General features: G+C 55.8%; 24 protein-coding genes. 14 read left to right on the top strand and 10 right to left on the bottom strand.

Features of this window, described 5'->3' with window-relative positions; translation table 11 throughout:
* Positions 1–6: 6 nt before the first annotated feature.
* Positions 7–2,586, bottom strand: a complete 2,580-nt coding sequence (gene mutS, locus GYN01_RS04695) for a DNA mismatch repair protein MutS (RefSeq protein ID WP_048401056.1) — start codon at positions 2,584–2,586, stop codon at positions 7–9.
* 191 nt (positions 2,587–2,777) lie between these two features.
* On the opposite strand from mutS, the gene GYN01_RS04690 reads away from it, so the two are divergent.
* The 5 genes from GYN01_RS04690 to recX all read left to right on the top strand — a co-directional run bounded on the left by GYN01_RS04690 (position 2,778) and on the right by recX (position 6,385).
* Entirely contained in the window at positions 2,778–3,500 is a 723-nt protein-coding gene (locus GYN01_RS04690; protein WP_048362744.1) for a S24 family peptidase, read from the top strand.
* Positions 3,501–3,777: 277 nt separating this feature from the next.
* On the top strand, positions 3,778–4,098 hold the full coding sequence (locus GYN01_RS04685) for a phage holin family protein (RefSeq protein WP_048362745.1): 321 nt from the start codon (positions 3,778–3,780) through the stop codon (positions 4,096–4,098).
* A gap of 109 nt (positions 4,099–4,207) precedes the next feature.
* Positions 4,208–4,708: a CinA family protein gene (locus GYN01_RS04680; RefSeq protein WP_203306659.1), complete on the top strand. Its 501-nt coding sequence runs from the start codon at positions 4,208–4,210 to the stop codon at positions 4,706–4,708.
* 83 nt (positions 4,709–4,791) lie between these two features.
* Entirely contained in the window at positions 4,792–5,910 is a 1,119-nt protein-coding gene (gene recA, locus GYN01_RS04675) for a recombinase RecA (RefSeq protein ID WP_048362747.1), read from the top strand.
* A gap of 7 nt (positions 5,911–5,917) precedes the next feature.
* Complete coding sequence (gene recX / locus GYN01_RS04670; protein WP_048362748.1) at positions 5,918–6,385, top strand: recombination regulator RecX; 468 nt, start codon at positions 5,918–5,920, stop codon at positions 6,383–6,385.
* Between the two features lie 402 nt (positions 6,386–6,787).
* Here the strand turns inward: recX and GYN01_RS04665 are convergent, their stop codons facing one another.
* Together GYN01_RS04665 and GYN01_RS04660 are read right to left on the bottom strand one after the other, a co-directional pair.
* Entirely contained in the window at positions 6,788–7,888 is a 1,101-nt protein-coding gene (locus tag GYN01_RS04665) for an LOG family protein (protein ID WP_203306658.1), read from the bottom strand.
* Between the two features lie 225 nt (positions 7,889–8,113).
* Entirely contained in the window at positions 8,114–8,524 is a 411-nt protein-coding gene (locus GYN01_RS04660) for a PA3611 family quorum-sensing-regulated virulence factor (protein ID WP_048362750.1), read from the bottom strand.
* A gap of 227 nt (positions 8,525–8,751) precedes the next feature.
* Between GYN01_RS04660 and GYN01_RS04655 the strand changes: the two genes are divergently transcribed.
* The gene (locus GYN01_RS04655) at positions 8,752–9,504 is read left to right on the top strand and encodes a tRNA-uridine aminocarboxypropyltransferase (protein WP_048363029.1); all 753 of its coding nucleotides are present in this window, start codon (positions 8,752–8,754) and stop codon (positions 9,502–9,504) included.
* A gap of 101 nt (positions 9,505–9,605) precedes the next feature.
* Here GYN01_RS04655 and GYN01_RS04650 read toward each other — a convergent pair whose 3' ends face one another.
* Positions 9,606–9,806 (bottom strand): hypothetical protein, encoded by a 201-nt coding sequence (locus tag GYN01_RS04650; RefSeq protein ID WP_203306657.1) that lies wholly within the window; start codon positions 9,804–9,806, stop codon positions 9,606–9,608.
* On the opposite strand from GYN01_RS04650, the gene erdR reads away from it, so the two are divergent.
* Together erdR and GYN01_RS04640 are read left to right on the top strand one after the other, a co-directional pair.
* Positions 9,799–10,449 carry a response regulator transcription factor ErdR gene (gene erdR, locus GYN01_RS04645; RefSeq protein WP_048362752.1) on the top strand — a complete coding sequence of 217 codons (651 nt, stop codon included), beginning with the start codon at positions 9,799–9,801 and terminating at the stop codon, positions 10,447–10,449. The two genes, GYN01_RS04650 and erdR, sit on opposite strands and share 8 nt — an antisense overlap.
* A gap of 75 nt (positions 10,450–10,524) precedes the next feature.
* Entirely contained in the window at positions 10,525–10,887 is a 363-nt protein-coding gene (locus tag GYN01_RS04640; protein ID WP_048362753.1) for a diacylglycerol kinase, read from the top strand.
* Here GYN01_RS04640 and GYN01_RS04635 read toward each other — a convergent pair.
* Entirely contained in the window at positions 10,884–11,810 is a 927-nt protein-coding gene (locus GYN01_RS04635) for a LysR family transcriptional regulator (RefSeq protein ID WP_048401049.1), read from the bottom strand. The two genes, GYN01_RS04640 and GYN01_RS04635, sit on opposite strands and share 4 nt — an antisense overlap.
* A 117-nt stretch (positions 11,811–11,927) precedes the next feature.
* Between GYN01_RS04635 and fpr the strand changes: the two genes are divergently transcribed.
* On the top strand, positions 11,928–12,707 hold the full coding sequence (gene fpr, locus GYN01_RS04630) for a ferredoxin-NADP reductase (protein WP_048362755.1): 780 nt from the start codon (positions 11,928–11,930) through the stop codon (positions 12,705–12,707).
* Positions 12,708–12,769: 62 nt separating this feature from the next.
* Here the strand turns inward: fpr and tsaA are convergent, their stop codons facing one another.
* The 5 genes from tsaA to rimO form a co-directional block, all read right to left on the bottom strand.
* Positions 12,770–13,465, bottom strand: a complete 696-nt coding sequence (tsaA, locus tag GYN01_RS04625) for a tRNA (N6-threonylcarbamoyladenosine(37)-N6)-methyltransferase TrmO (protein WP_048362756.1) — start codon at positions 13,463–13,465, stop codon at positions 12,770–12,772.
* Between the two features lie 122 nt (positions 13,466–13,587).
* The gene (locus tag GYN01_RS04620) at positions 13,588–14,052 is read right to left on the bottom strand and encodes a YehS family protein (protein WP_048362757.1); all 465 of its coding nucleotides are present in this window, start codon (positions 14,050–14,052) and stop codon (positions 13,588–13,590) included.
* A 76-nt stretch (positions 14,053–14,128) separates the two neighbouring features.
* Positions 14,129–14,839 carry an rRNA pseudouridine synthase gene (locus tag GYN01_RS04615; RefSeq protein ID WP_048362758.1) on the bottom strand — a complete coding sequence of 237 codons (711 nt, stop codon included), beginning with the start codon at positions 14,837–14,839 and terminating at the stop codon, positions 14,129–14,131.
* A 50-nt stretch (positions 14,840–14,889) separates the two neighbouring features.
* Entirely contained in the window at positions 14,890–15,375 is a 486-nt protein-coding gene (locus GYN01_RS04610; RefSeq protein ID WP_048362759.1) for an acetyltransferase, read from the bottom strand.
* 104 nt (positions 15,376–15,479) lie between these two features.
* Positions 15,480–16,802, bottom strand: a complete 1,323-nt coding sequence (gene rimO / locus GYN01_RS04605) for a 30S ribosomal protein S12 methylthiotransferase RimO (protein ID WP_048362760.1) — start codon at positions 16,800–16,802, stop codon at positions 15,480–15,482.
* 92 nt (positions 16,803–16,894) lie between these two features.
* Between rimO and GYN01_RS04600 the strand changes: the two genes are divergently transcribed.
* The 5 genes from GYN01_RS04600 to GYN01_RS04580 all read left to right on the top strand — a co-directional run bounded on the left by GYN01_RS04600 (position 16,895) and on the right by GYN01_RS04580 (position 20,053).
* Entirely contained in the window at positions 16,895–18,556 is a 1,662-nt protein-coding gene (locus tag GYN01_RS04600) for a recombinase family protein (protein WP_420850379.1), read from the top strand.
* A 34-nt stretch (positions 18,557–18,590) separates the two neighbouring features.
* Positions 18,591–18,863, top strand: coding sequence for a DUF1654 domain-containing protein (locus tag GYN01_RS22635; protein WP_420850378.1), 273 nt, complete (start codon positions 18,591–18,593; stop codon positions 18,861–18,863).
* A 131-nt stretch (positions 18,864–18,994) separates the two neighbouring features.
* Positions 18,995–19,552 (top strand): hypothetical protein, encoded by a 558-nt coding sequence (locus GYN01_RS04590; protein ID WP_203306656.1) that lies wholly within the window; start codon positions 18,995–18,997, stop codon positions 19,550–19,552.
* A gap of 10 nt (positions 19,553–19,562) precedes the next feature.
* Entirely contained in the window at positions 19,563–19,787 is a 225-nt protein-coding gene (locus GYN01_RS04585; RefSeq protein WP_048362763.1) for a hypothetical protein, read from the top strand.
* Positions 19,784–20,053, top strand: a complete 270-nt coding sequence (locus GYN01_RS04580) for a hypothetical protein (protein WP_048362764.1) — start codon at positions 19,784–19,786, stop codon at positions 20,051–20,053. Before GYN01_RS04585 ends, GYN01_RS04580 begins: the two co-directional genes overlap by 4 nt.
* Positions 20,054–20,112 lie beyond the last annotated feature (59 nt).

The raw sequence follows: 20,112 nt of genomic DNA, 5'->3' as shown, positions 1-20,112 counted from the left end.
GCATGGTTAGATGCGTGTCTTTAATGTGTAGAGCAAATCAAGGGCTTTGCGTGGCGTCAGCTCGTCAAGATCAAGCTTGGCCAAGTCGTCCAGCACCGGATGCGCAAGGCTAGCAAACATATCGCTCTGCTGGGGCGCTGATTTTCTTCCGGGCACCGGAGCAGGCGCTTCGTGCGGCAGGCTGGTGGTTTCAAGACGGCTCAAATGCTCCCGTGCGCGGGTGATGACATTGGCCGGAACCCCCGCCAATTGCGCCACTGCAAGTCCATAGCTCTGACTGGCCGGACCGGGCAAGACGTGATGCAAGAAGACGATACGCTCATTGTGCTCGGTGGCACTCAAATGCACGTTGGCCACCAAGGGTTCGTTTTCAGGCAGTACGGTCAGTTCGAAATAGTGGGTGGCAAACAACGTGTAGGCGCGAAGCTGGGCGAGTCGTTCTGCCGCAGCCCATGCCAGCGACAAACCGTCAAATGTGCTGGTGCCGCGGCCCACTTCGTCCATCAGTACCAGGCTGCGTTCGGTTGCGTTATGCAAGATATTGGCGGTTTCGCTCATTTCCACCATAAAGGTCGAGCGTCCACCGGCCAGGTCATCGCTGGAACCGATACGGGTAAAGATTCGGTCGACCAGTGACAGTTCGCAGCTGGCGGCCGGAACAAAGCTGCCGATGTGTGCCAGCAACACGATCAACGCGGTTTGTCGCATATAAGTCGATTTACCGCCCATGTTCGGGCCGGTAATCACCAGCATGCGGGTGTTGTCATCCAGCGCCAGATCGTTGGCCACAAACGGTGTGGTCAGCACTTGCTCAACCACCGGGTGACGGCCCTGGCTTATGCGCATGCACGGTTCTTCAACAAAACGCGGGCAATTCAAATCGAGATTCAGTGCACGCTCGGCCAGGTTGCTCAAAACGTCCAGTTCGGCTAAAGCCGCCGCGGTGTCTTGTAGCGGTGGTAACTCGCCGATCAAGGTTTCGAGCAACGCTTCGTAAAGCATCTTTTCGCGTGCCAGTGCGCGGCTCTTGGCCGACAAGGCTTTATCTTCAAACGCCTTGAGTTCCGGGGTGATAAACCGTTCGGCGCCTTTGAGGGTTTGACGGCGAATGTAATCGGCGGGTGCCTGTTCGGCCTGTTTGCTCGGCAGTTCGATGAAGTAACCGTGCACTCGGTTGTAACCGACCTTAAGGTTGGCCAGTCCAGTGCGGGCTTTTTCGCGTGCTTCCAGGTCGATCAGAAACTGACCGGCGTTTTCGCTCAGGGCTTGCAGCTCATCGAGTTCGGCGTCATAGCCAGTCTTCAGTACGCCGCCGTCGCGAATGACCGCAGGCGGATTATCAATAATGGCTCTGTCCAGCAACGCGGCCAGCTCGGGGTAGGTGCTGGTGGTCACGGCCAGTTGCTGCAAGTGCGGGGCATGCAGGTCCAGCATGGCGTCTTGCAGTTCAGGCAGTGCCGCCAGGGCATCGCGCAGTCGGGCCAGGTCGCGCGGCCGCGCATTACGCAGGCCGATACGCGCCAGAATACGCTCAAGATCACCGATTTCCTTGAGCTGCGGTTGCAAGCGCTCAAAACGGTAGCCATCGAGCAAACAGGTGATTGACGACTGGCGTGCCAACAGAACGGGCAGGTCGCGTAGTGGACGGTTCAACCAACGGGTCAGCAAGCGGCTGCCCATTGAGGTTTGGCAGCGATCAACCACCGATTGCAGCGTGTTATCACGCCCCCCCGCCAGGTTGGTATCCAGCTCAAGGTTGCGTCGACTGGCGCCGTCCAGCACTACGGTGTCATCGAGTCGTTCATGGCGCAGGCTGCGTAAATGGGGCAGGGCGGTGCGCTGGGTTTCTTTGGCGTAGCTAAGCAAGCAGCCTGCGGCGCCAATGGCCAGGGTCAGGTTCTCGCAGCCAAAGCCCTTAAGGTCCTGGGTCGAGAACTGTTGGCACAGGCTTTTTAATGCAGAGTCGCGCTCAAAGTCCCACGGGGCTCGACGACGTACACCACGGCGCTTCTCGGCTGGCAGGCCCTGTGGCCAATCATCCGGGATCATCAGCTCAACCGGGTTGATGCGCTCCAGCTCAGCCAGCAGGTTTTCCCAGCCCTTGATCTCGACGACCGAAAAGTTACCACTGGTGATATCCAGCACGGCCAGGCCAAACAGGCGCTCATCACCCAACACGGCGGCGATCAGGTTATCGCGGCGCTCATCCAGTAACGCTTCGTCACTGACCGTACCCGGCGTGATGATGCGCACCACCTGACGGTCGACCGGGCCTTTACTCGTGGCCGGATCGCCGACTTGCTCGCAAATCACCACCGACTCGCCGAGCTTGACCAGCTTGGCCAAATAGCCTTCGGCTGCGTGGTAAGGAATCCCGCACATCGGAATCGCCTGTCCTGCCGATTGCCCACGCGCCGTGAGAGTGATGTCCAGCAACTTGGCGGCCTTCTTCGCATCCTCATAGAAGATTTCGTAGAAGTCGCCCATGCGATAGAACATCAACTGATCAGGGTGTTGGTTCTTCAGGCGCCAGTACTGCTGCATCATCGGGGTGTGTGAGGACAGATCGGAAGTATTTTTACTCATCAGGGCTTAGGCGGATTCATTTAAAAAGAGGGGTGAAAAGCGGGTGCCACGCACGGCTTTTGTGCAATGGGCGCAAGGTTAACACGCCTGTGCCTTGCACCTACAGCCAAGCACCGATCGCTGTGGTGGGTTGTTATAAATAGAAGAAATAGCATTTGCCATCTGCCTGGGCGCTTAGCAATATTGCGCGCATGGCTAAACGTAACGTCTCAATCGTCCTTAAAGAATTGCTCGCCCGGCATCAAATCAGCGCGATGGCGCTGCACCGTCTGACCGGGGTGGCGCAATCCACGTTGTCCAGAATTTTGAGTGGCCAAATTGCCGAGCCGTCTGACCGGCACCTTTCTAAAATAGCTGCTTATTTCAATATCAGTACAGACCGTCTGCGGGGGCGTGAAGACCCGGTCGCTCTCCTCGAACCGTCGCATCCCGAGCTGCGTGATATCTGTTTATGGGATGACGAAACCCCTGTGGCCGAGGATGAGGTGTCGATTCCGTTTTTGCGTCAGGTTGAGCTGGCGGCGGGTTCTGGGCGTTTTGCTATCGAAGAAAGCGAGCGTGCCAGGCTGCGTTTTGGTAAGCGCAGCCTGCGTCACAATGGCGTGCAATTCGATCAAGCCAAGTGTGTAACGGTGCGCGGGGACAGCATGCTCCCGGTGTTGCGCGATGGCGCGACCGTGGGGGTCAATGCAGGTAAACGCTCAATGGCTGAAGTGATAGATGGCGACCTGTATGCGATTAATCACAACGGCGAACTTCGGGTGAAACAGCTGTATCGCCTGGCTGGCGGTCTGCGTTTACGCAGTTTCAATCGCGACGAATACCCGGATGAAGATTACCTCTACGCTGACCTTGAAGATGATCGACTGGTGATCCTCGGGCATGTTTTCTGGTGGGGTATGTACGCTCGTTGAGTCTACGTTTTGAGCTAAGGCCTACATAGAAGTAGGCCTTTTTTTCGGCCTTTTAAAGCCCTGTCCGACGAAGTTTCTTCCTTTGGATGATGATTTTGCGCAGCGCCCTACAAATTATGCATTGGTGCATTGACTGTATATCCATACATGCATAGTCTTTGTGGCAGGGTTGTCGTCGTTGACCTTTCGCAGTGATTGGGGTGAGAGGAGCGTCAATTTTTCAGCCTATCTGTCAGTTAATGACGCGTTTGGATAAGGAATCAGGAGTGATGACACGATGAATGATCCGCAGTTTTTGTTGGATATGCCGGTTTTGCTGGTCATCCTTCTGGCCTTGGTAGGCGGTATCTTTGGTGAGATGTGGCGAGCCGACAAAGACGGCGCCAGCGGCTGGCCTCTCGTGCGACGTTTGGCCCTGCGCTCGGGAGCCTGCATGGTGTGCGGTGTGTCCACGTTTATGCTGCTTTACTCGGCGAGTATGTCGGTGTGGGCAGCCGGTGCTTTGGGCTGTTTTACCGCATTGGCCGGAGCGGATGCGGCCATCAGCCTTTATCAGCGTTGGGCGGCAAAGCGTTTGGGGGTCGATGGGCAGCAGTAAGTCGCGTTTCAGACCTAGTCGTTTACGCAGGCTGACCGCCTCTCCCGTGGCGACCCAGATGTGGGTCGTGTAGCTTAGACCGCTGTTTTTTGCGCTTCGGGAGACCATCGTGGACGAATTAACTCAACTGGCGACTGAACTGGGCCAGCACTTGCAGGCTCTTAATGCGCAGGTCACAACGGCTGAATCTTGCACAGGCGGCGGTATCGCTGAGGCCATTACCCGTATTGCTGGCAGTTCGTCCTGGTTTGAAGCCGGGTTTGTCACGTATTCCAACCAGCAGAAAACCAAGCAGTTGAGCGTGCCCGCGACTCTATTCGGGCAAGTGGGTGCGGTCAGCGGTGAGGTAGTCCAGGCGATGGTGCGCGGTGCGCAGGCACAAAGCGGCGCGCATTTTGCGGTGGCGGTCAGCGGCATCGCAGGGCCGGGCGGCGGGTCGGCGACCAAACCGGTGGGTACCGTTTGGCTGGCGTGGGGCGCCGGCAACGAGGTGTGGACGCAGTGCAGGCACTTCCCCGGAGATCGCGATAATGTGCGCCGACAAACGGTGATAGCCGCGCTAGAGGGTCTAATACGCCGAACGGTACGAGAAATAAAAAATCAGGGGTAGGCGATCCTGAAACCCTGTGGAATAATACTGGCTACTTATACAGTTATCGGCCGTCAGGCCTTATTGATTACGAGAGGACTTTAATGGACGACAACAAGAAGAAAGCCTTGGCTGCGGCCTTGGGTCAGATCGAACGTCAATTCGGCAAAGGCGCCGTGATGTTGATGGGTGATCAAGACCGCCAGGCGATCCCGGCTATCTCCACCGGCTCGTTGGGTCTGGACATCGCGCTGGGTATTGGCGGTCTGCCAAAGGGTCGTATTGTTGAAATCTACGGTCCGGAGTCTTCGGGTAAAACCACGCTGACCCTGTCCGTTATCGCTCAAGCCCAAAAAGCTGGCGCTACCTGTGCGTTCGTCGATGCGGAACATGCCCTTGATCCTGAGTACGCCGCCAAATTGGGTGTCAACGTTGATGACCTGCTGGTTTCCCAGCCAGATACCGGCGAACAGGCGCTGGAAATCACTGACATGCTGGTGCGCTCCAATGCGGTTGACGTCATCATCATCGACTCCGTGGCCGCGTTGACGCCTAAAGCTGAAATTGAAGGCGAAATGGGTGACACCCACGTTGGCCTGCAAGCCCGCTTGATGTCTCAGGCACTGCGTAAAATCACCGGCAACATCAAAAATGCCAACTGCCTGGTGATCTTCATTAACCAGATCCGTATGAAAATCGGCGTGATGTTCGGCAGCCCGGAAACCACCACCGGTGGTAACGCTCTGAAGTTCTACGCCTCTGTACGTCTGGACATTCGTCGCACCGGCGCCGTTAAAGAAGGCGACGTGGTCATTGGTAGCGAAACCCGCGTCAAAGTGGTCAAGAACAAAGTCGCTCCGCCATTCCGTCAGGCTGAGTTCCAGATTCTGTACGGCAAGGGCATCTACCTGAACGGCGAGATGATCGAGCTGGGCGTGTTGCACGGTTTCGTCGAAAAAGCCGGTGCTTGGTACAGCTACCAAGGCAGCAAAATCGGCCAGGGCAAGGCTAACTCCGCCAAGTTTCTTGATGAGAACCCGGACATTAAAGCCACGCTTGAGAAGCAACTGCGTGACAAGCTGCTCGGCCCAAAAACCGAGAGCGAACTGGCTGCAATGAAAGTCATGCCAAAACTGAGCAAGGCGGCCAAGCAAGCGGCAGCTGAACAGGAAGCGGCGGAAATGGAGCTCGAAAACTCGGGTTCAGACGACGCTAGCAACTGATTGAACCATGACTGTTGTTCTGGATGACCTCGTCGCCATACGGCGATCTGCAATGGACCTGCTCGCGCGACGCGAGCACGGTCGTGTCGAGCTGACGCGCAAGTTGCGTCAGCGAGGCGCTTGCCCTGACATGATCGACATAGCCCTCGACCGTTTAACGGAAGATGGCTTGCTGTCAGAATCGCGTTACCTCGAAAGCTATATCTCCTACCGTGCCCGCTCGGGTTATGGCCCTTTGCGTATCCGCGAAGAATTGAACCAGCGAGGCTTAGCGCGTAGTGACGTGGAGGAGGCGCTGCGTGAATGTGAATTCAACTGGCAAGCACAGTTGCAAGACACTTGGCAGCGTAAGTTTTCAGGGCGTATGCCTGAAGATGCCAAAGAGCGTGCACGTCAAGGGCGCTTCTTGAGTTACAGAGGGTATCCGCTTGAAATGATTGGCCGCTTGCTCAGTGGCCGAGAGTTCGATGACTAAAAACCTTAAACGCGCTACCGCAGAGACCTCGCAGTCATCGGATATACAATCGCTTCGCAATCGAGAGTCGCCAGCCCCGGCAGTCCCTTTGTAGCCGCTGACGAGCAACGCGAGGCTGCGTCCGAGCGCGTAGCGGTCGTAAAACCGTTAAACGCGCTACCGCAGAGCCCCCGCAGTCAACGGATATACAATCGCTTCGCAATCGAGAGTCGCCAGCCCCGGCAGTCCCTTTGTAGCCGCTGACGAGCAACGCGAGGCTGCGTCCGGGCGCGTAGCGGCCGTAAAACCATTCAATCTGATACATCAAACCTGCCACAGTCTTGCGATTCCCTGCCGCTTAGTACCCCAGCGACAGAGCATGAGCGCAACACCTGCCACGCCGGCATGCAGAACATTGCAGGCCTATCGAGACAAAGGCTCAAGTGACTTCTTCTGGATCATTCCCCCAGCATCAGCCCAGTTCTGCGGCAGATTGATAAAGTCCACCAGCTCGCGCAGACGCCCCTGATTACGGCCGCTGAAAGCAAAACTCAAACGCGTAAGGTGTTCAAACGCAGGTTCGTCATCCAACTGTTGATGAAAGCTATCGTTTAAGCAGATATCGGCAAATTCGTGCTGTATTTGTTTCAGCGCCAGCGCACTGACGGGGCGTTTCATGCGTATCGCAAAAATCTTGTTCAGCCAGCGTGTGGAGTGGAAGTTGTTGTAAAACTGATCGATCTGCGCCACGGCTTCTTCGGCGCTGTGGACGAGGCGCATTAACTTCAAGTCGTTAGGCAGGATGTAATGATTGGCTTGCAGCTGCGCTTGAATGAAGTCCAGTGCGCTTTGCCAGAATGTCCCGCCCGGTATGTCGAGCAACACCACAGGCACCAATGGCGTTTTGCCGGTTTGTATCAGCGTCAGCACCTCCAGCACTTCATCCAGCGTGCCGAATCCGCCAGGGCACATCACCAGTCCGGCCGCTTCCTTGATGAAAAACAGTTTGCGCGTAAAGAAGAAGTGGAACGCCAGCAGGTGTGAGCTGCCCAGGATGGTCGGGTTGGCGCGCTGTTCAAACGGCAAGGTGATATTGAAGCCCAGGCTGTGTTCAAGACCGGCCCCCTCATGGGCCGCGGCCATGATGCCTGCACCGCCGCCGGTGATCACCATCATGTCGGCTCTGGCCAATTCCGCGCCTACTTCACGGGCCAAGGCATACAGCGGGTCTTCCATTGGGGTACGTGCCGAGCCAAATACGGTGATTTTGCGGTGGGATTTGAATTGCTCCAGCACGCGAAAGGTTTGCTCCAGTTCACGTATGGCTTGCAGCGTAATTTTGGCGTTCCAGCGATCAAAGTCGTCGTGCGCCATACGCAATACCGTGAGCATCATTTCGCGGTAAAGCGGTCGGTTTTTACTGTCGGGAGCAATCAACTCAAGTTGGGCATCGACGTGCTGCGCAAGGTCGAGGCTCAAGCGTTCGAAATCGAGAGGCAGGTTCGCATGGGTTTGATCAGGCATGTAGATCTCCTTCAGCACAACATCCTTTGGGGCGCAGTAAAACATGGCAGCGCACAGACACAGCGTGTCAGAAGTAATGGCCTGATGATGGTCTTGTGCCGTCGAACCTGGCAACCGCTAATTGCCTGAAATCCATGAAAATAGGCGGGAGGAGGGGGAGAGAGCATCAGATAGAAAGCTGCGAACGCCGCAACGAATTACGGCGTGCATGCACCCCGAAAGGGTTTATTTTTTTGGCCGACAGTTATCAGCGACAATTTCTTGGCTGAGAATCGTGATGTTGTTTTGGTCATCTTTGATGTCCAGTCGCACAATTGCGCCGTTGGCGAGCAATGTACGAAACTCTTTATTGCTACACACACCTCGGCCGAGGACCGACGCAGCGGCCTCTTTATTTTTGAGTATGTCTAAAGCCAATGCCTGTGGAGCGACCAAGTGATTAGTCAGTACCCGGCCTTCAGCGCTAAAACCGTTATCGGTAAGGCCTGAACTCATTAGTCTGGGTGTGCCCTGGCTGCTTTTTTCGGCCGTCTTTTTCAGGTTTTTTTCAAGGTTGAATTCGGCAAGAGAGGCCGCTTGTGCGCCCAAAGGCAGTGCCAGCATTAAAGCGACGGTCGGAATGATAGTGCGCAACATGAAACTCTCCTGATTCAGTGACGCAGGCTTTGACCCGCCACAGTTGTATGCGTTCAGTGGCGCGGGAGTATAGGTCAGCCTGCGGTTACAGGAAATGCCTGAAGTCACGGGTTGGCACGCCACAAGGCGGCCTCTGATAGACTGCGCGCCTTTCCCAGCCAATCTGCCCCAGCGCTAACCCGAGGCGTGCCGGCGATCTGCATCTCAAAGTAAACACCATGACCCTGATGACCTTTTCCCCGAATGCTGTCGCCCGTTTACGAGACGAGCGAGAAGAGGAAAGCACAAAACCCTATTTGTCCCGTGGCTCGCGCGCGCCGCGCTGCCCTACCTGCCGCGTGATTGCCAGCCATTGTTTGTGTCGCTGGCGCCCGCAGGTCAGTACGCGCGCCGGGGTGTGCCTGATCATGACCAAAAAAGAAGTGTTCAAGCCGAGCAATACGGGCTGGTTGATTGCTGACGTGGTGAGCGACAATTTTGCCTTTATCTGGTCGCGCACTGAAACCGATCCGGCATTGCTTGAGCTGCTGGCCGACCCGCAGTGGCAGCCTTATCTGGTATTTCCGGGCGAGTATGTCGAGCCTCGGCGCGTCACCCATACGGTTCAGGCCGAGAGCGGAAAACGGCCACTGTTTATTCTGCTTGACGCCACGTGGACCGAGGCCCGCAAGATTTTCCGCAAAAGCCCGCATTTTGATCGTTTTCCGATCCTGAGTCTGTTGCCTGAAAAACTCTCACGCTATCGCCTGCGCCGCTCCACCCGCAGTGAGCATTTATGCACTGCCGAGGTCGCCAGTCTGTGCCTGGACCTTGCAGGTGATACCCAGGCGTCCACCGCGCTGGATGCCTACTTCGATGTGTTCAGTCAGCACTATCTGGATGCCCGAAATCAGTTGCCGATGAACGAAAGTAGCGCAGCGCACCATGAGCTGGGTGTTTTTTGTAAAAGACCTTCGCCAGAATCGCTCTCAATAGACTAAAGAAGTAGCGCTACAATTTTGCGCGTTCACAACGTGTGTCAAAGCGTCGCATCCTGACCGGTGCGTTTGACGTCGCACAAAGTTGAACGTTGAGGTCAGGTTTATCCTTGACCACCCACAGTTCGCTGGGCATCCTTGGCGCCGATTCGGGCGCTGTTGCTGTTCAAACGCTTATTTTTCACGACGTTTAGCCTAAGCACGCCCTTTGACGCACAGTCTTTCAACTGCTGCTCAAGTTGCCTTAGCGAGTGCTGGAATTCATCAGGGCTCGCCTGAAACGGGATCATTTTAAAAATGGCCACATACGAAATCCTGATTGCCGACGACCACCCATTGTTCCGCAGTGCATTGCTTCAGGCGGTGACGCTGGGGCTGGGACCTGATGTTCGTCTGGTAGAGGTCGCCAGTATTGCCGAGCTTGAAACGCAACTGGTAATCAAGGCGGATTGGGATCTGGTACTGCTCGACTTGAACATGCCGGGCGCTTACGGGTTTTCTGGGCTAGTGTTGCTGCGTGGGCAATACCCGCAAATTCCGGTGGTCATGGTGTCTGCCCAGGAAGAAGCCTCGGTCATGGTCCGCTCTCGCGAGTTCGGCGCCAGCGGGTTTATTCCCAAGTCCAGCTCTATGCACGAAATTCAAAAAGCTGTACGTGCCGTACTGGATGGCGATGTGTCGTGGCCGCCTCAGGCATTCGAAGAGGTGCAGGTGTCTGCCGAAGCCAAAGCCGCCAGCGAAGGCTTGGCCAGCTTGACGCCGCAGCAGTTCCGGGTGCTGACGATGGTCTGTGAAGGGTTGCTGAACAAGCAGATTGCGTATGAGTTGAGCGTGTCGGAAGCCACGATCAAGGCGCACGTTACCGCGATATTTCGCAAGCTGGGTGTACGCACCCGCACGCAGGCGGCGTTGCTCCTGCAACAACTCGAGTCAATTTCTAACCATTAAATTGCCAGGCTTCACGCTTTTTTGACGAAGCGTGAATTAGCGTTCTTTTCTCATTTTTTGCTCAGTTGCCTATCTATGTCGCCTTTTAAAGGGAAAACCGGGTTTAAACGGATTTTGAATGCAGGCGGATACTCGCTGGATGGGTTGCGCGCAGCCTTTACGGGCGAAGCTGCTTTTCGCCAGTTGGTGCTGCTTAATGTGGTGCTGATTCCCCTGACGTTTTTCTTGAATGTCAGCCGGGTCGAGCGCGCGTTATTAATCGCTGTATGCCTGCTGGCATTGATCGTTGAGTTGCTCAACTCGGCCATTGAAGCAGCGATTGACCGGATCTCCCTCGATCTGCACCCCTTGTCCAAGAACGCCAAAGACATGGGCAGCGCCGCTCAGTTTGTGGTGCTGACCCTGATTGCCGTGGTGTGGGCTGTCATCCTGCTTTAAGCGATGCTGGGCAGTACGATCTCGTCGCTGCGCTGAACCCCGGCGGTGAAGGCGCGGCACAGGTCCAAAAACTCGCGCATGGCAGAGGTTTGGTACTTTTTCTTGTGCCAGATGAAGTAAAACTGCCGCGCAAGATCCAGCTCCGGCGTTTCAACCGCCACCAGGCTGCCGCGTCTGAAGGCATCGCGCAGTGCCAGGCGAGAGATGCACCCAATGCCCAGACCTGACTCCACCGCGCGCTTGATCGCTTCGGTGTGTTCCAGTTCCAGGCGAATGTTGAGCGCACTCTGATGATGGCGCATGGCCTGGTCGAAGGTCAGTCGTGTACCTGAACCCTGCTCACGTAAAATCCACGCTTCACGGGTCAGCTCTTGCAGTGTGGCGCTACCCTTGGTGGCCAGCGGATGCTGCGGTGCGCAAAACACCACTAATTCATCCTCGACCCAGCTCTGAACTTCGATGTCAGGATGGCTACAGTCGCCCTCAATTAGACCCAGATCAATTTCATAATGGGTCACTTGTTGCACGATGTGCGCAGTGTTTTGAACAACCAGTTTCACTTGGCTTTCGGGGTGAGCTTGCATAAAGCTGCCGATGAGCAAAGTGGCCAGGTAATTACCGATGGTCAGGGTTGCCCCTACCGTCAACGAGCCAAACCCGGACTTACCGTTAAGCAGGTCTTCGATTTCTTTGGCTTGGTCGAGCAGGGCGACAGCTTGTGGCAACAGTTGGCGGCCAAGCGCGTTGAGGCTTAAACGCTTGCCGGCGCGATCAAACAGTTGGCAACTGGTTTGGCGTTCCAGTTCGGTAATTGAGGTGCTGGCGGCCGATTGTGAAAGGGCCAACAAGCCGGCAGCGCGTGACACGCTCTCTTGTTGGGCGACGGTGACGAACACTTGGAGTTGTCTGAGAGTAAATCGCATATCGATATAACCGATAACCCTTATCTTAATAATTCAGTTAACAGATATTGTCGTCGCCATTAGAATGCTATGCAATCGCGCCCATAGTCAGCGCAGGCGAAATTAGGAGCCCCGTACATGAGCAACATGAACCACGAACGTGTCCTCAGTGTTCACCACTGGAACGACACCCTGTTCAGCTTCAAGTGCACCCGCGACCCGGGCCTGCGCTTTGAGAACGGTCAGTTCGTGATGATCGGCCTGCAACAACCCAACGGCCGTCCGCTTATGCGTGCCTACTCGATCGCCAGCCCGAACTGGGAAGAGCATCTGGAGTTCTTCAGCATCAAGGTGCCAGACGGCCCGCTGACGTCCCAGTTGCAGCACTTGAAGGAAGGCGACGAGATCATCATCAGCAAAAAACCTACGGGTACGCTGGTGCTGGACGACTTGAAGCCGGGCAAGCATTTGTACTTGCTCAGCACCGGTACAGGCTTGGCGCCGTTTATGAGCGTCATCCAGGACCCGGAAACCTACGAGCGTTTCGAAAAAGTGATCCTGTGCCACGGTGTGCGTTACGTCAACGAAGTCGCTTACCGCGAGTTCATCACCGAGCATTTGCCGCAGAACGAGTTCTTTGGTGAAGCGCTGCGTGAAAAGTTGATCTACTACCCCACCGTAACCCGCGAGCCGTTTGAAAATCAGGGGCGCCTGACTGACCTGATGCGCAGTGGCAAACTGTTCAGCGACATCGGTTTGCCGCCGATCAATGCGCAAGATGACCGTGCCATGCTGTGCGGTAGCCCAAGCATGCTGGACGAAACCAGCGAAGTTCTGAACAGCTTTGGCCTGACCGTTTCGCCGCGTATGCGCGAGCCGGGTGATTACCTGATCGAGCGCGCTTTCGTAGAAAAGTAAGCGTCTTTCAACAAAAAGCCCGCGGTGTCTGACGACAGCGCGGGCTTTTTGCTGACCGGGTTTTATGCTGCTGTGATCACTTCCAGCACTCGGATCATGCCCGGCTCGGGGTAGTGCCAGCGCACATCCAGGTCCCAAAACTGAGCACCGTACTCTCGTTCTGCTGTAGGCGTCTGGTAGGCCGGACGTGGGTCTTGCGCCAAACACTGTTCAATCAGGGCCACGAGCGGCTCTTGAAGGCGCAGGGCGTGGGCATGCGCCTGTTGCAAGGCGCTCTCGGCCCAAACCACCGGGATCAGCACAGGGGCTGCGCTGGCCATGTCGTTACTGGCGCCAGGGATTATGTCGGCGTAAGGCACATAGGGCTTGATGTCCAGAATCGGCGTACCGTCGAGCAGGTCGATGCCAGAGATGTGCAGCCGGCCAGCTTCAACGCGATCCAGCTTGACGACGGACTGGCCGATGCCATTTGGACGATGAGTGGCACGGGTCGCAAAGACGCCCATCGACGTGTTGCCCCCAAGGCGCGGCGGTCGCACTTTTAATCGTGGTTTGTCCTCCAGGGCTTGATGGAACACAAACAGTAACCAGACATGGCTGACCTGCTCAAGCCCTTGCACCGCATCGCCCTGATTGAACGGCGCGACCAGCTCCAGCACGCCGCGGGCGGCGGGGGCCAATTGCGGCTGACGCGGAATGGCGAACTTCTCCTTGAAACAGGAGCGCACAAAACCGATGGGGGAAACGCTGTAGCTCATGAAGGGACCCTGTAGTCGCGGCCGCAGGCTGCGATGGGCTGCGGTTGCGGCCCTTGAAATAGGTGTTGCATCAGATCTTCAGATCTTTTCGCGGCCTGCGCCAGTGACGACTACGGCAGCACTCAGGCGGGCCGTACGCGCAGGGTCAGGCCTTTGAGGAAGTTGCGCAGCAACTGGTCGCCGCAGGTGCGGTAGTTGGTGTGACCAAACTTGCGGAACAGGGCGCTCAGCTCAGGCTTGGACACCGGGAACTCGGCGGCTTTAAGAATGGCGTGCATGTCGTCTTCTTTCAGCTCGAAGGCCACGCGCAGTTTTTTCAGGATGATGTTGTTGGTCACTGGCGTTTCAATGGGCTGCGCAGGACGGCTTTCGTCTTTGCCGCGCTTGAAGATCACCAGGCCATCCAGGAAATGCGCCATCACCACGTCCGGGCAGAAGACATAACCTTCTTCATCTTCTTTTTTCAGGTAGTTCAAGAGATCTTCCTTGGACACTTCAAAGCCGCCAAGTTTGATGATGTCGACCATCTTGTTGTCGCTGATGTCGAGCATGTAGCGCACGCTGCGCAGTACGTCGTTATGAATCATGGTGGGTAATCCTGATATTCAGCAGAGAGCACCGCAGGCGTGCTGCGGTGTCGATATGTTCGGGGTAAAGCCGTGTTTAGAACTTTTCTTTGGTTGTCATGTAGCGCCATTGGCCTACAGGCAGCTTGCCCATCGACACGCCGCCGATACGAATACGACGGGTGGAAATAACCGTCAGGCCCACGGCCTGGCAAAACAGTGCGATAACGCCCGGCTGCGGGTTCTTCATCGCAAAGCGCAGGCGGTTTTCACTCTGCCAGCTGGCTTTGACGGCAGGCAATTCACGGCCTTTGTACGTCATGCCGTGATTGAGGCGATTGAGGCCGTGAGGCGCCATCTCGCCAGACACTTCAACCACGTATTCCTGTTCAATCTTGTTGGCGTCAGCGGTCAGCTTGCGCACGATCTTCCAGTCCTGGGTGAACACCAGTAAGCCGCTGGCACCTGCTTGCAGTTCATTGCCAACGCTCAGGCGCAGGAAGTGACCTTTCAGCGGGCGTTTGCCGTAACGGTGCTCTTCACTCAGGGTGTCCGGGCCGATCAACGCCATGGCGCTGTCAGTGTCCAGCCCGGCGGGGGCATTCAACAAAATGGTCACCGGCTCGGGGGCGGTGGCCTTGGCTTCAGGGTCCAGCTCGACTTTTTGGTTGTCGACCTTAAATTGTGGTTCGTCGATGACTTCGCCATCTACCGTGACCCAGCCACCTTCAATGAACAGTTCGGCCTCACGGCGCGAGCAGCCGACGAGTTCGATGAGGCGTTTGGAGAGACGTATCGGTTCAGACATGACAAGGGCCGTAATGTAATTGGGCGGCTATTGTACCCGCCTCGCGTCGGTTAAGCCCGGCTACATTTGCCTTGGGCCGGTGTTGTGCGCTTATAACGCAGGTGCAGTAGCGGATAAGGCTCGCCCATGCCGTCTTTTTCACTGCGGCCGATGACTTCAAATCCTTGTTTGAAGTAAAAACCGATGGCTTGCAGGTTCTGCTCATTGACGTCGAGTTGCACGGCGTGAAGGTGGTTGATGGCATGCCTGAGCAGGCTGTTACCGACGCCAAGCCCTCGGTACTCAGGGTCAATGAACAGCATTTCAACTTTGTCAGCATGGATCCCGGCAAACCCCGCGATGCGACGGGTGAGTGGGTCTTTACAGCAAATCAGCGTCACCGCCTTAAGGTAGGAGTGCTCCACCAGTTCGCGCAGTTCTTGGATGTAACGGTTAGGTAAAAAGTCATGAGTTGCCCGCACGGAGTCGTCCCAAACCTGGCACAGCTCTTTTAAATCGTTGTGTTGTGGTGTTTCTACCACCCATACCCGGCCCATTACGCCTTTCTCCTGACGCCCGTGATTAAAACCATGAGTTAACCATAGCCGTAAAAAAAGCCCTGGCGCGAGTGCGGCAGGGCTTTTTCAGAGTGTGCGGCGATTTAGATCACTTCAGCCCACAGGTCATACTCGTCGGCGTCGGTCACGCGACACATGATCTTGTCACCCGGCTTGATGTCTTTGTCGGTGGCGATAAACACGTTGCCGTCGATTTCCGGTGCATCAAAGAAGCAACGCCCTACAGCGCCTTGCTCGTCCACTTCATCGATCAGGACTTCGATGTCCTTACCGATCTTCATTTGCAGACGTGCCGCGCTGATGGCTTGCTGGTGCGCCATAAAGCGATCCCAACGGTCCTGCTTGATGTCATCGGGCACGATGTCCAGATCCAGATCGTTGGCCGGTGCGCCTTCTACGGGCGAATACTGGAAGCAACCCACGCGATCCAGTTGCGCTTCGCTCAGCCAGTCCAGCAGGTACTGGAAGTCTTCTTCGGTTTCGCCGGGGAAGCCGACGATGAAGGTCGAGCGGATGATCAGGTCCGGGCAGATGACGCGCCAGTTCTTGATCCGCGCCAAGGTCTTGTCTTCAAACGCCGGGCGTTTCATCGACTTGAGTACTTTAGGGCTGGCGTGCTGGAACGGGATGTCCAGGTACGGCAGGATTTTGCCGGCGGCCATCAACGGGATCAACTCATCAACGTGCGGGTACGGGTAAACGTAGTGCAGGCGCACCCATACACCCAGCGAGCTCAAGGCTTCGCACAGTTCGGTCATGCGGGTTTTGACGGGAGCGCCGTTCCAGAAACCGGTACGGTATTTCACGTCAACGCCATAGGCACTGGTGTCTTGGGAGATCACCAGCAGCTCTTTAACCCCGGACTTGACCAGACGCTGCGCTTCGTCAAGCACGTCGCCGACCGGGCGGCTGACCAGCTTGCCGCGCATCGAAGGGATGATGCAAAAGCTGCAACTGTGGTTACAGCCTTCGGAGATTTTAAGGTACGCGTAATGGCGCGGGGTCAGCTTGATGCCTTGAGGCGGCACGAGGTCGATCAGCGGGTTGTGATCCTGACGCGGTGGCACCACTTGGTGAACGGCGTTGACCACTTGCTCATACTGCTGCGGGCCGGTGACAGCGAGCACGCTTGGGTGAACGTTGCGGATATTGCCTTCTTCGACGCCCATGCAGCCAGTCACGATGACTTTGCCGTTTTCCTTGATGGCTTCGCCGATGACTTCCAGCGATTCAGCTTTGGCGCTGTCGATGAAGCCGCAGGTGTTAACCACCACGACGTCAGCGTCCTGATAGGTGGAGACGACATCGTAGCCTTCCATACGCAGCTGCGTGAGGATGCGCTCGGAGTCGACCAACGCTTTTGGGCACCCCAGTGATATAAACCCTACACGTGGATTGTTGCTCATATACTAATAACCTGCAGGGTTTACCCTGGTCGAATTTCGTGGCGCGCGATTCTAAGCGCTGATTAAAAAATGCGCAAAAGCAATTGTTGCTATTGGTTTTCGTTCTCATTTTGGGGGTGAAGGTATTGAAGGTATTGAAGGTAGGTATAGGCAAGGTATTTAGTTATCTTCGTTTCTCAGACCCTCGTCAGGCTGCTGGCAGTAGTGCGGATCGCCAACTTGCCTACGCTGCAACTTGGGCGGCGAAGCAGGGTATGGAGTTGGATGCCACCCTCACGCTAAAAGATGAGGGTTTATCTGCTTACCACCAACGTCACGTTACCCAGGGTGCATTGGGCGTATTCCTTCGAGCGATTGAGGACGGGCGTATTGCCAGCGGCTCAGTTCTGGTGGTTGAGGGTTTGGATCGTCTGAGTCGAGCGGAACCTATACAGGCTCAGGCCCAGTTGGCCCAGATCATCAATGCAGGTATCACTGTCGTCACCGCCAGCGATGGCCGCGAGTACAACCGGGCGAGTTTGAAAGCCCAGCCTATGGACTTGGTCTATTCGCTCCTGGTTATGATTCGGGCGCATGAAGAATCCGACACAAAGAGCAAGCGCGTTAAAGCCGCGATCCGCCGTCAGTGTGAAGGGTGGGTAGCGGGTTCATTCCGAGGCTTGATCCGCAATGGCAAAGACCCTCAATGGTTGCATTGGGGTGAACAGGGCTGGGAGTTGGTTCCTGAGCGCGTCAGTGCTGTGCGTCGAGCTTTAGAGTTGTATCAGCAGGGGCTTGGTGCTGGGCGCGCTGCGAAGCTGATGCACGATGAGGGGTTCGAGCTTTCCAGCTGGGGAATTTCTGGGCAGCAGGTTTATCGACTGATTAAGTTGCCCGCGTTACGCGGAGCCAAGCGGCTGGCTGTGGATGGCGAGGCCTACATGCTGGAGGAATATTATCCCCGGATTCTTTCCGATACAGAGTGGGCAGAGCTGCAACACCTGGCAAGCCAGCGCCATCGACGTCGTGGAGCTGGTGAGATCCCCGGAATAATTACCGGCGTTGGACTCGCCTATTGTGGGTACTGCGGAACCGCCTTAGTGGCTCAAAACATCATGCAGCGTCGGCGAGCCGATGGAAGTCTTGCTGACGGTCATAGGCGTCTGCAGTGTACTTCGTACAGCAAGAACGGGGGTTGCTCAGCCAGTGGAAGTTGCAGTGTCGTGCCGATCGAGCGTGCGCTGCTGAATTTCTGCTCTGACCAACTCAATCTGCAGCGCTTGTTGCAAGTGGGGGACGATGGGCAAGGCATTCGTCAGCAGTTGGTAATTGCACGAGCAGCCGTAGAAAAAAACACTAGGCAGCTCGGCAAGATCACTGAAGCGCTTTTGGATGATGAGAGTGGTTCTGCCCCGATCGCATTTGTTCGTAAGGCTCGCGAGTTGGAAGCGCAACAGGTTGTTGCTGAACAGAAGGTACTGCAACTGGAGTATGCGCTGGCTACAGTCTCCGGGACTTCTCAACCTGCTCAGGCAGAGCGTTGGGAGGAGCTGGCAGAGTTGGTTGGTACTGGTGACTATGGTGCTAGGGAGAAGGTGCGTCAGTTGGTCATGGATACGTTCGAGCGTATTGTCATTTACATGAGAGGGCTTGAACCAGATGGTCGAAAAGGTCAATTAATTGATGTTCAGCTGCTCTCTCGGACAGGGCAGCACCGGCTGATTCAGATTGATCGTCGCAGTGGTGAGTGGGTGTCAAGCGAAGACTGGGATTAAGCCGTGCCTCGTGATACTGTATGCTTATACAGTAATGGCAGGGTGCCTTATGTTTCCACATGTTCTTCCAGCTTCCACCCATCAGCAGTCAACATCTTGCGAACAACTCGCTCGTCGCATTCTGAAACAGGTCAACAGTTCAGCAGCACAATTGTGGAGGCGGACGTTGATCGTAAGGCAGTCCAGCGAAAAAATGGATGATTGGGATGCACTGCTTGAGCAGTTTGAGCTAGAGGAAAGCGTGCGCGTGACTCGTATGGATGAGGGTGTCGTGTACCTGAGTTGGACAAATCAGCATCGAGGCTAAATGTCTATGGTTAATTATTGAGCGAAATTATTAACCGCAGGCATTGACTGAATCTTAGCCTGCGGCTAACGTGTCTCCAACAGTTCAGGTCGGTGAAATACGCTGACTTGATCACAAAGGAGATTCCTCGCATGCACACCCTCATCCTTTCCCCCAATACACGCACGCAATTGGCTGAGCAGATAAACCAAAACGGAACGTTTATTCACTCGCTGCACGCCCGAAACGGGATGATCTGCGCCATGGCCTACGTGGTGATCGAGCAGTCCATCAGTGCTGTGTCTGTGCGTGTCGAATTGGGTGATAGCGTCAACAGCCTCACGTTGACTCAGCGTGTAGATAACGCTGAGAGGGTTGCGCTTTTCCTTGAAGAGCTGGCCAACGGCGCATCTCCGTGCAGCGTGCGGGAAGTTGACGAGCACTTGGTGGTGAGTGACGTTGAATCAGTGCTGCGTGACGCGGTTCGCTTGCGCCAAGGTAGTTATTACCTGCCAGCTGAAGGGATCGAGCAACTTGGCCTGTTGTTGCATCCCAGCCGCAGCGATCCTGCGCGTACAGTCTTTCGCTTTGAGCTGGATAGCGTCGGGCTGACCTTGCCGTTGTTATTGCCTAGCAATCAGGCACTGGCCTACGAGCTGCTTTCAGGCTGCGTGCAAGAGCTGATTGCCAACTACCGCTGTGCGGCTTGAGGGGGCGGCTATGACGATGACGATCATCATTTCGGAACCCGACACCAAACGATTGTTCGACCGAAGCATTGCTGGCTACAGAAGCGCAAATACAGACCTGGATGTCGCCATCGATGCTGAAAACTGGGGAGCAATACATCAGGCCCAGAGCAATCGAGAACTGCACGCCAATACCATTGCGTTGATCATCAACATGTACACAGACAAGCCAACAGAGTACGGAGCGCAGTCATGATAGGTATCCCCAAGACAGGCACACTGGAAAATGGCTGCATTAGTGCCAATGTCACCAGTGGCTACCAGTTCAGTACCGCCGACGGTCGATCAGCTCGGCTGGCGATAATCGACGACCAGGGCAATGTGATTGAGTCCGGCGACGCTGTGGCAAGGGAGGCATGGAATGTATGCATTGCTGTGATCAAGAACTTCAAGATCGGGCAGGGCCATATTGTGGTGCACAGCGCGCCGCCAGGACTTGTCAAACGAAAAATGATGAGCTGACGTTGTGCTGCTTGCGTTCAACTCACCGGCAGTTCAAGCGCACGTATGCAACACGTCGC

The organism is Pseudomonas weihenstephanensis (genome assembly GCF_016812185.1).
GTDB classification, from domain to species: Bacteria; Pseudomonadota; Gammaproteobacteria; order Pseudomonadales; family Pseudomonadaceae; genus Aquipseudomonas; species Aquipseudomonas weihenstephanensis.
This window is presented reverse-complemented; position numbering and strand designations above follow the sequence as displayed.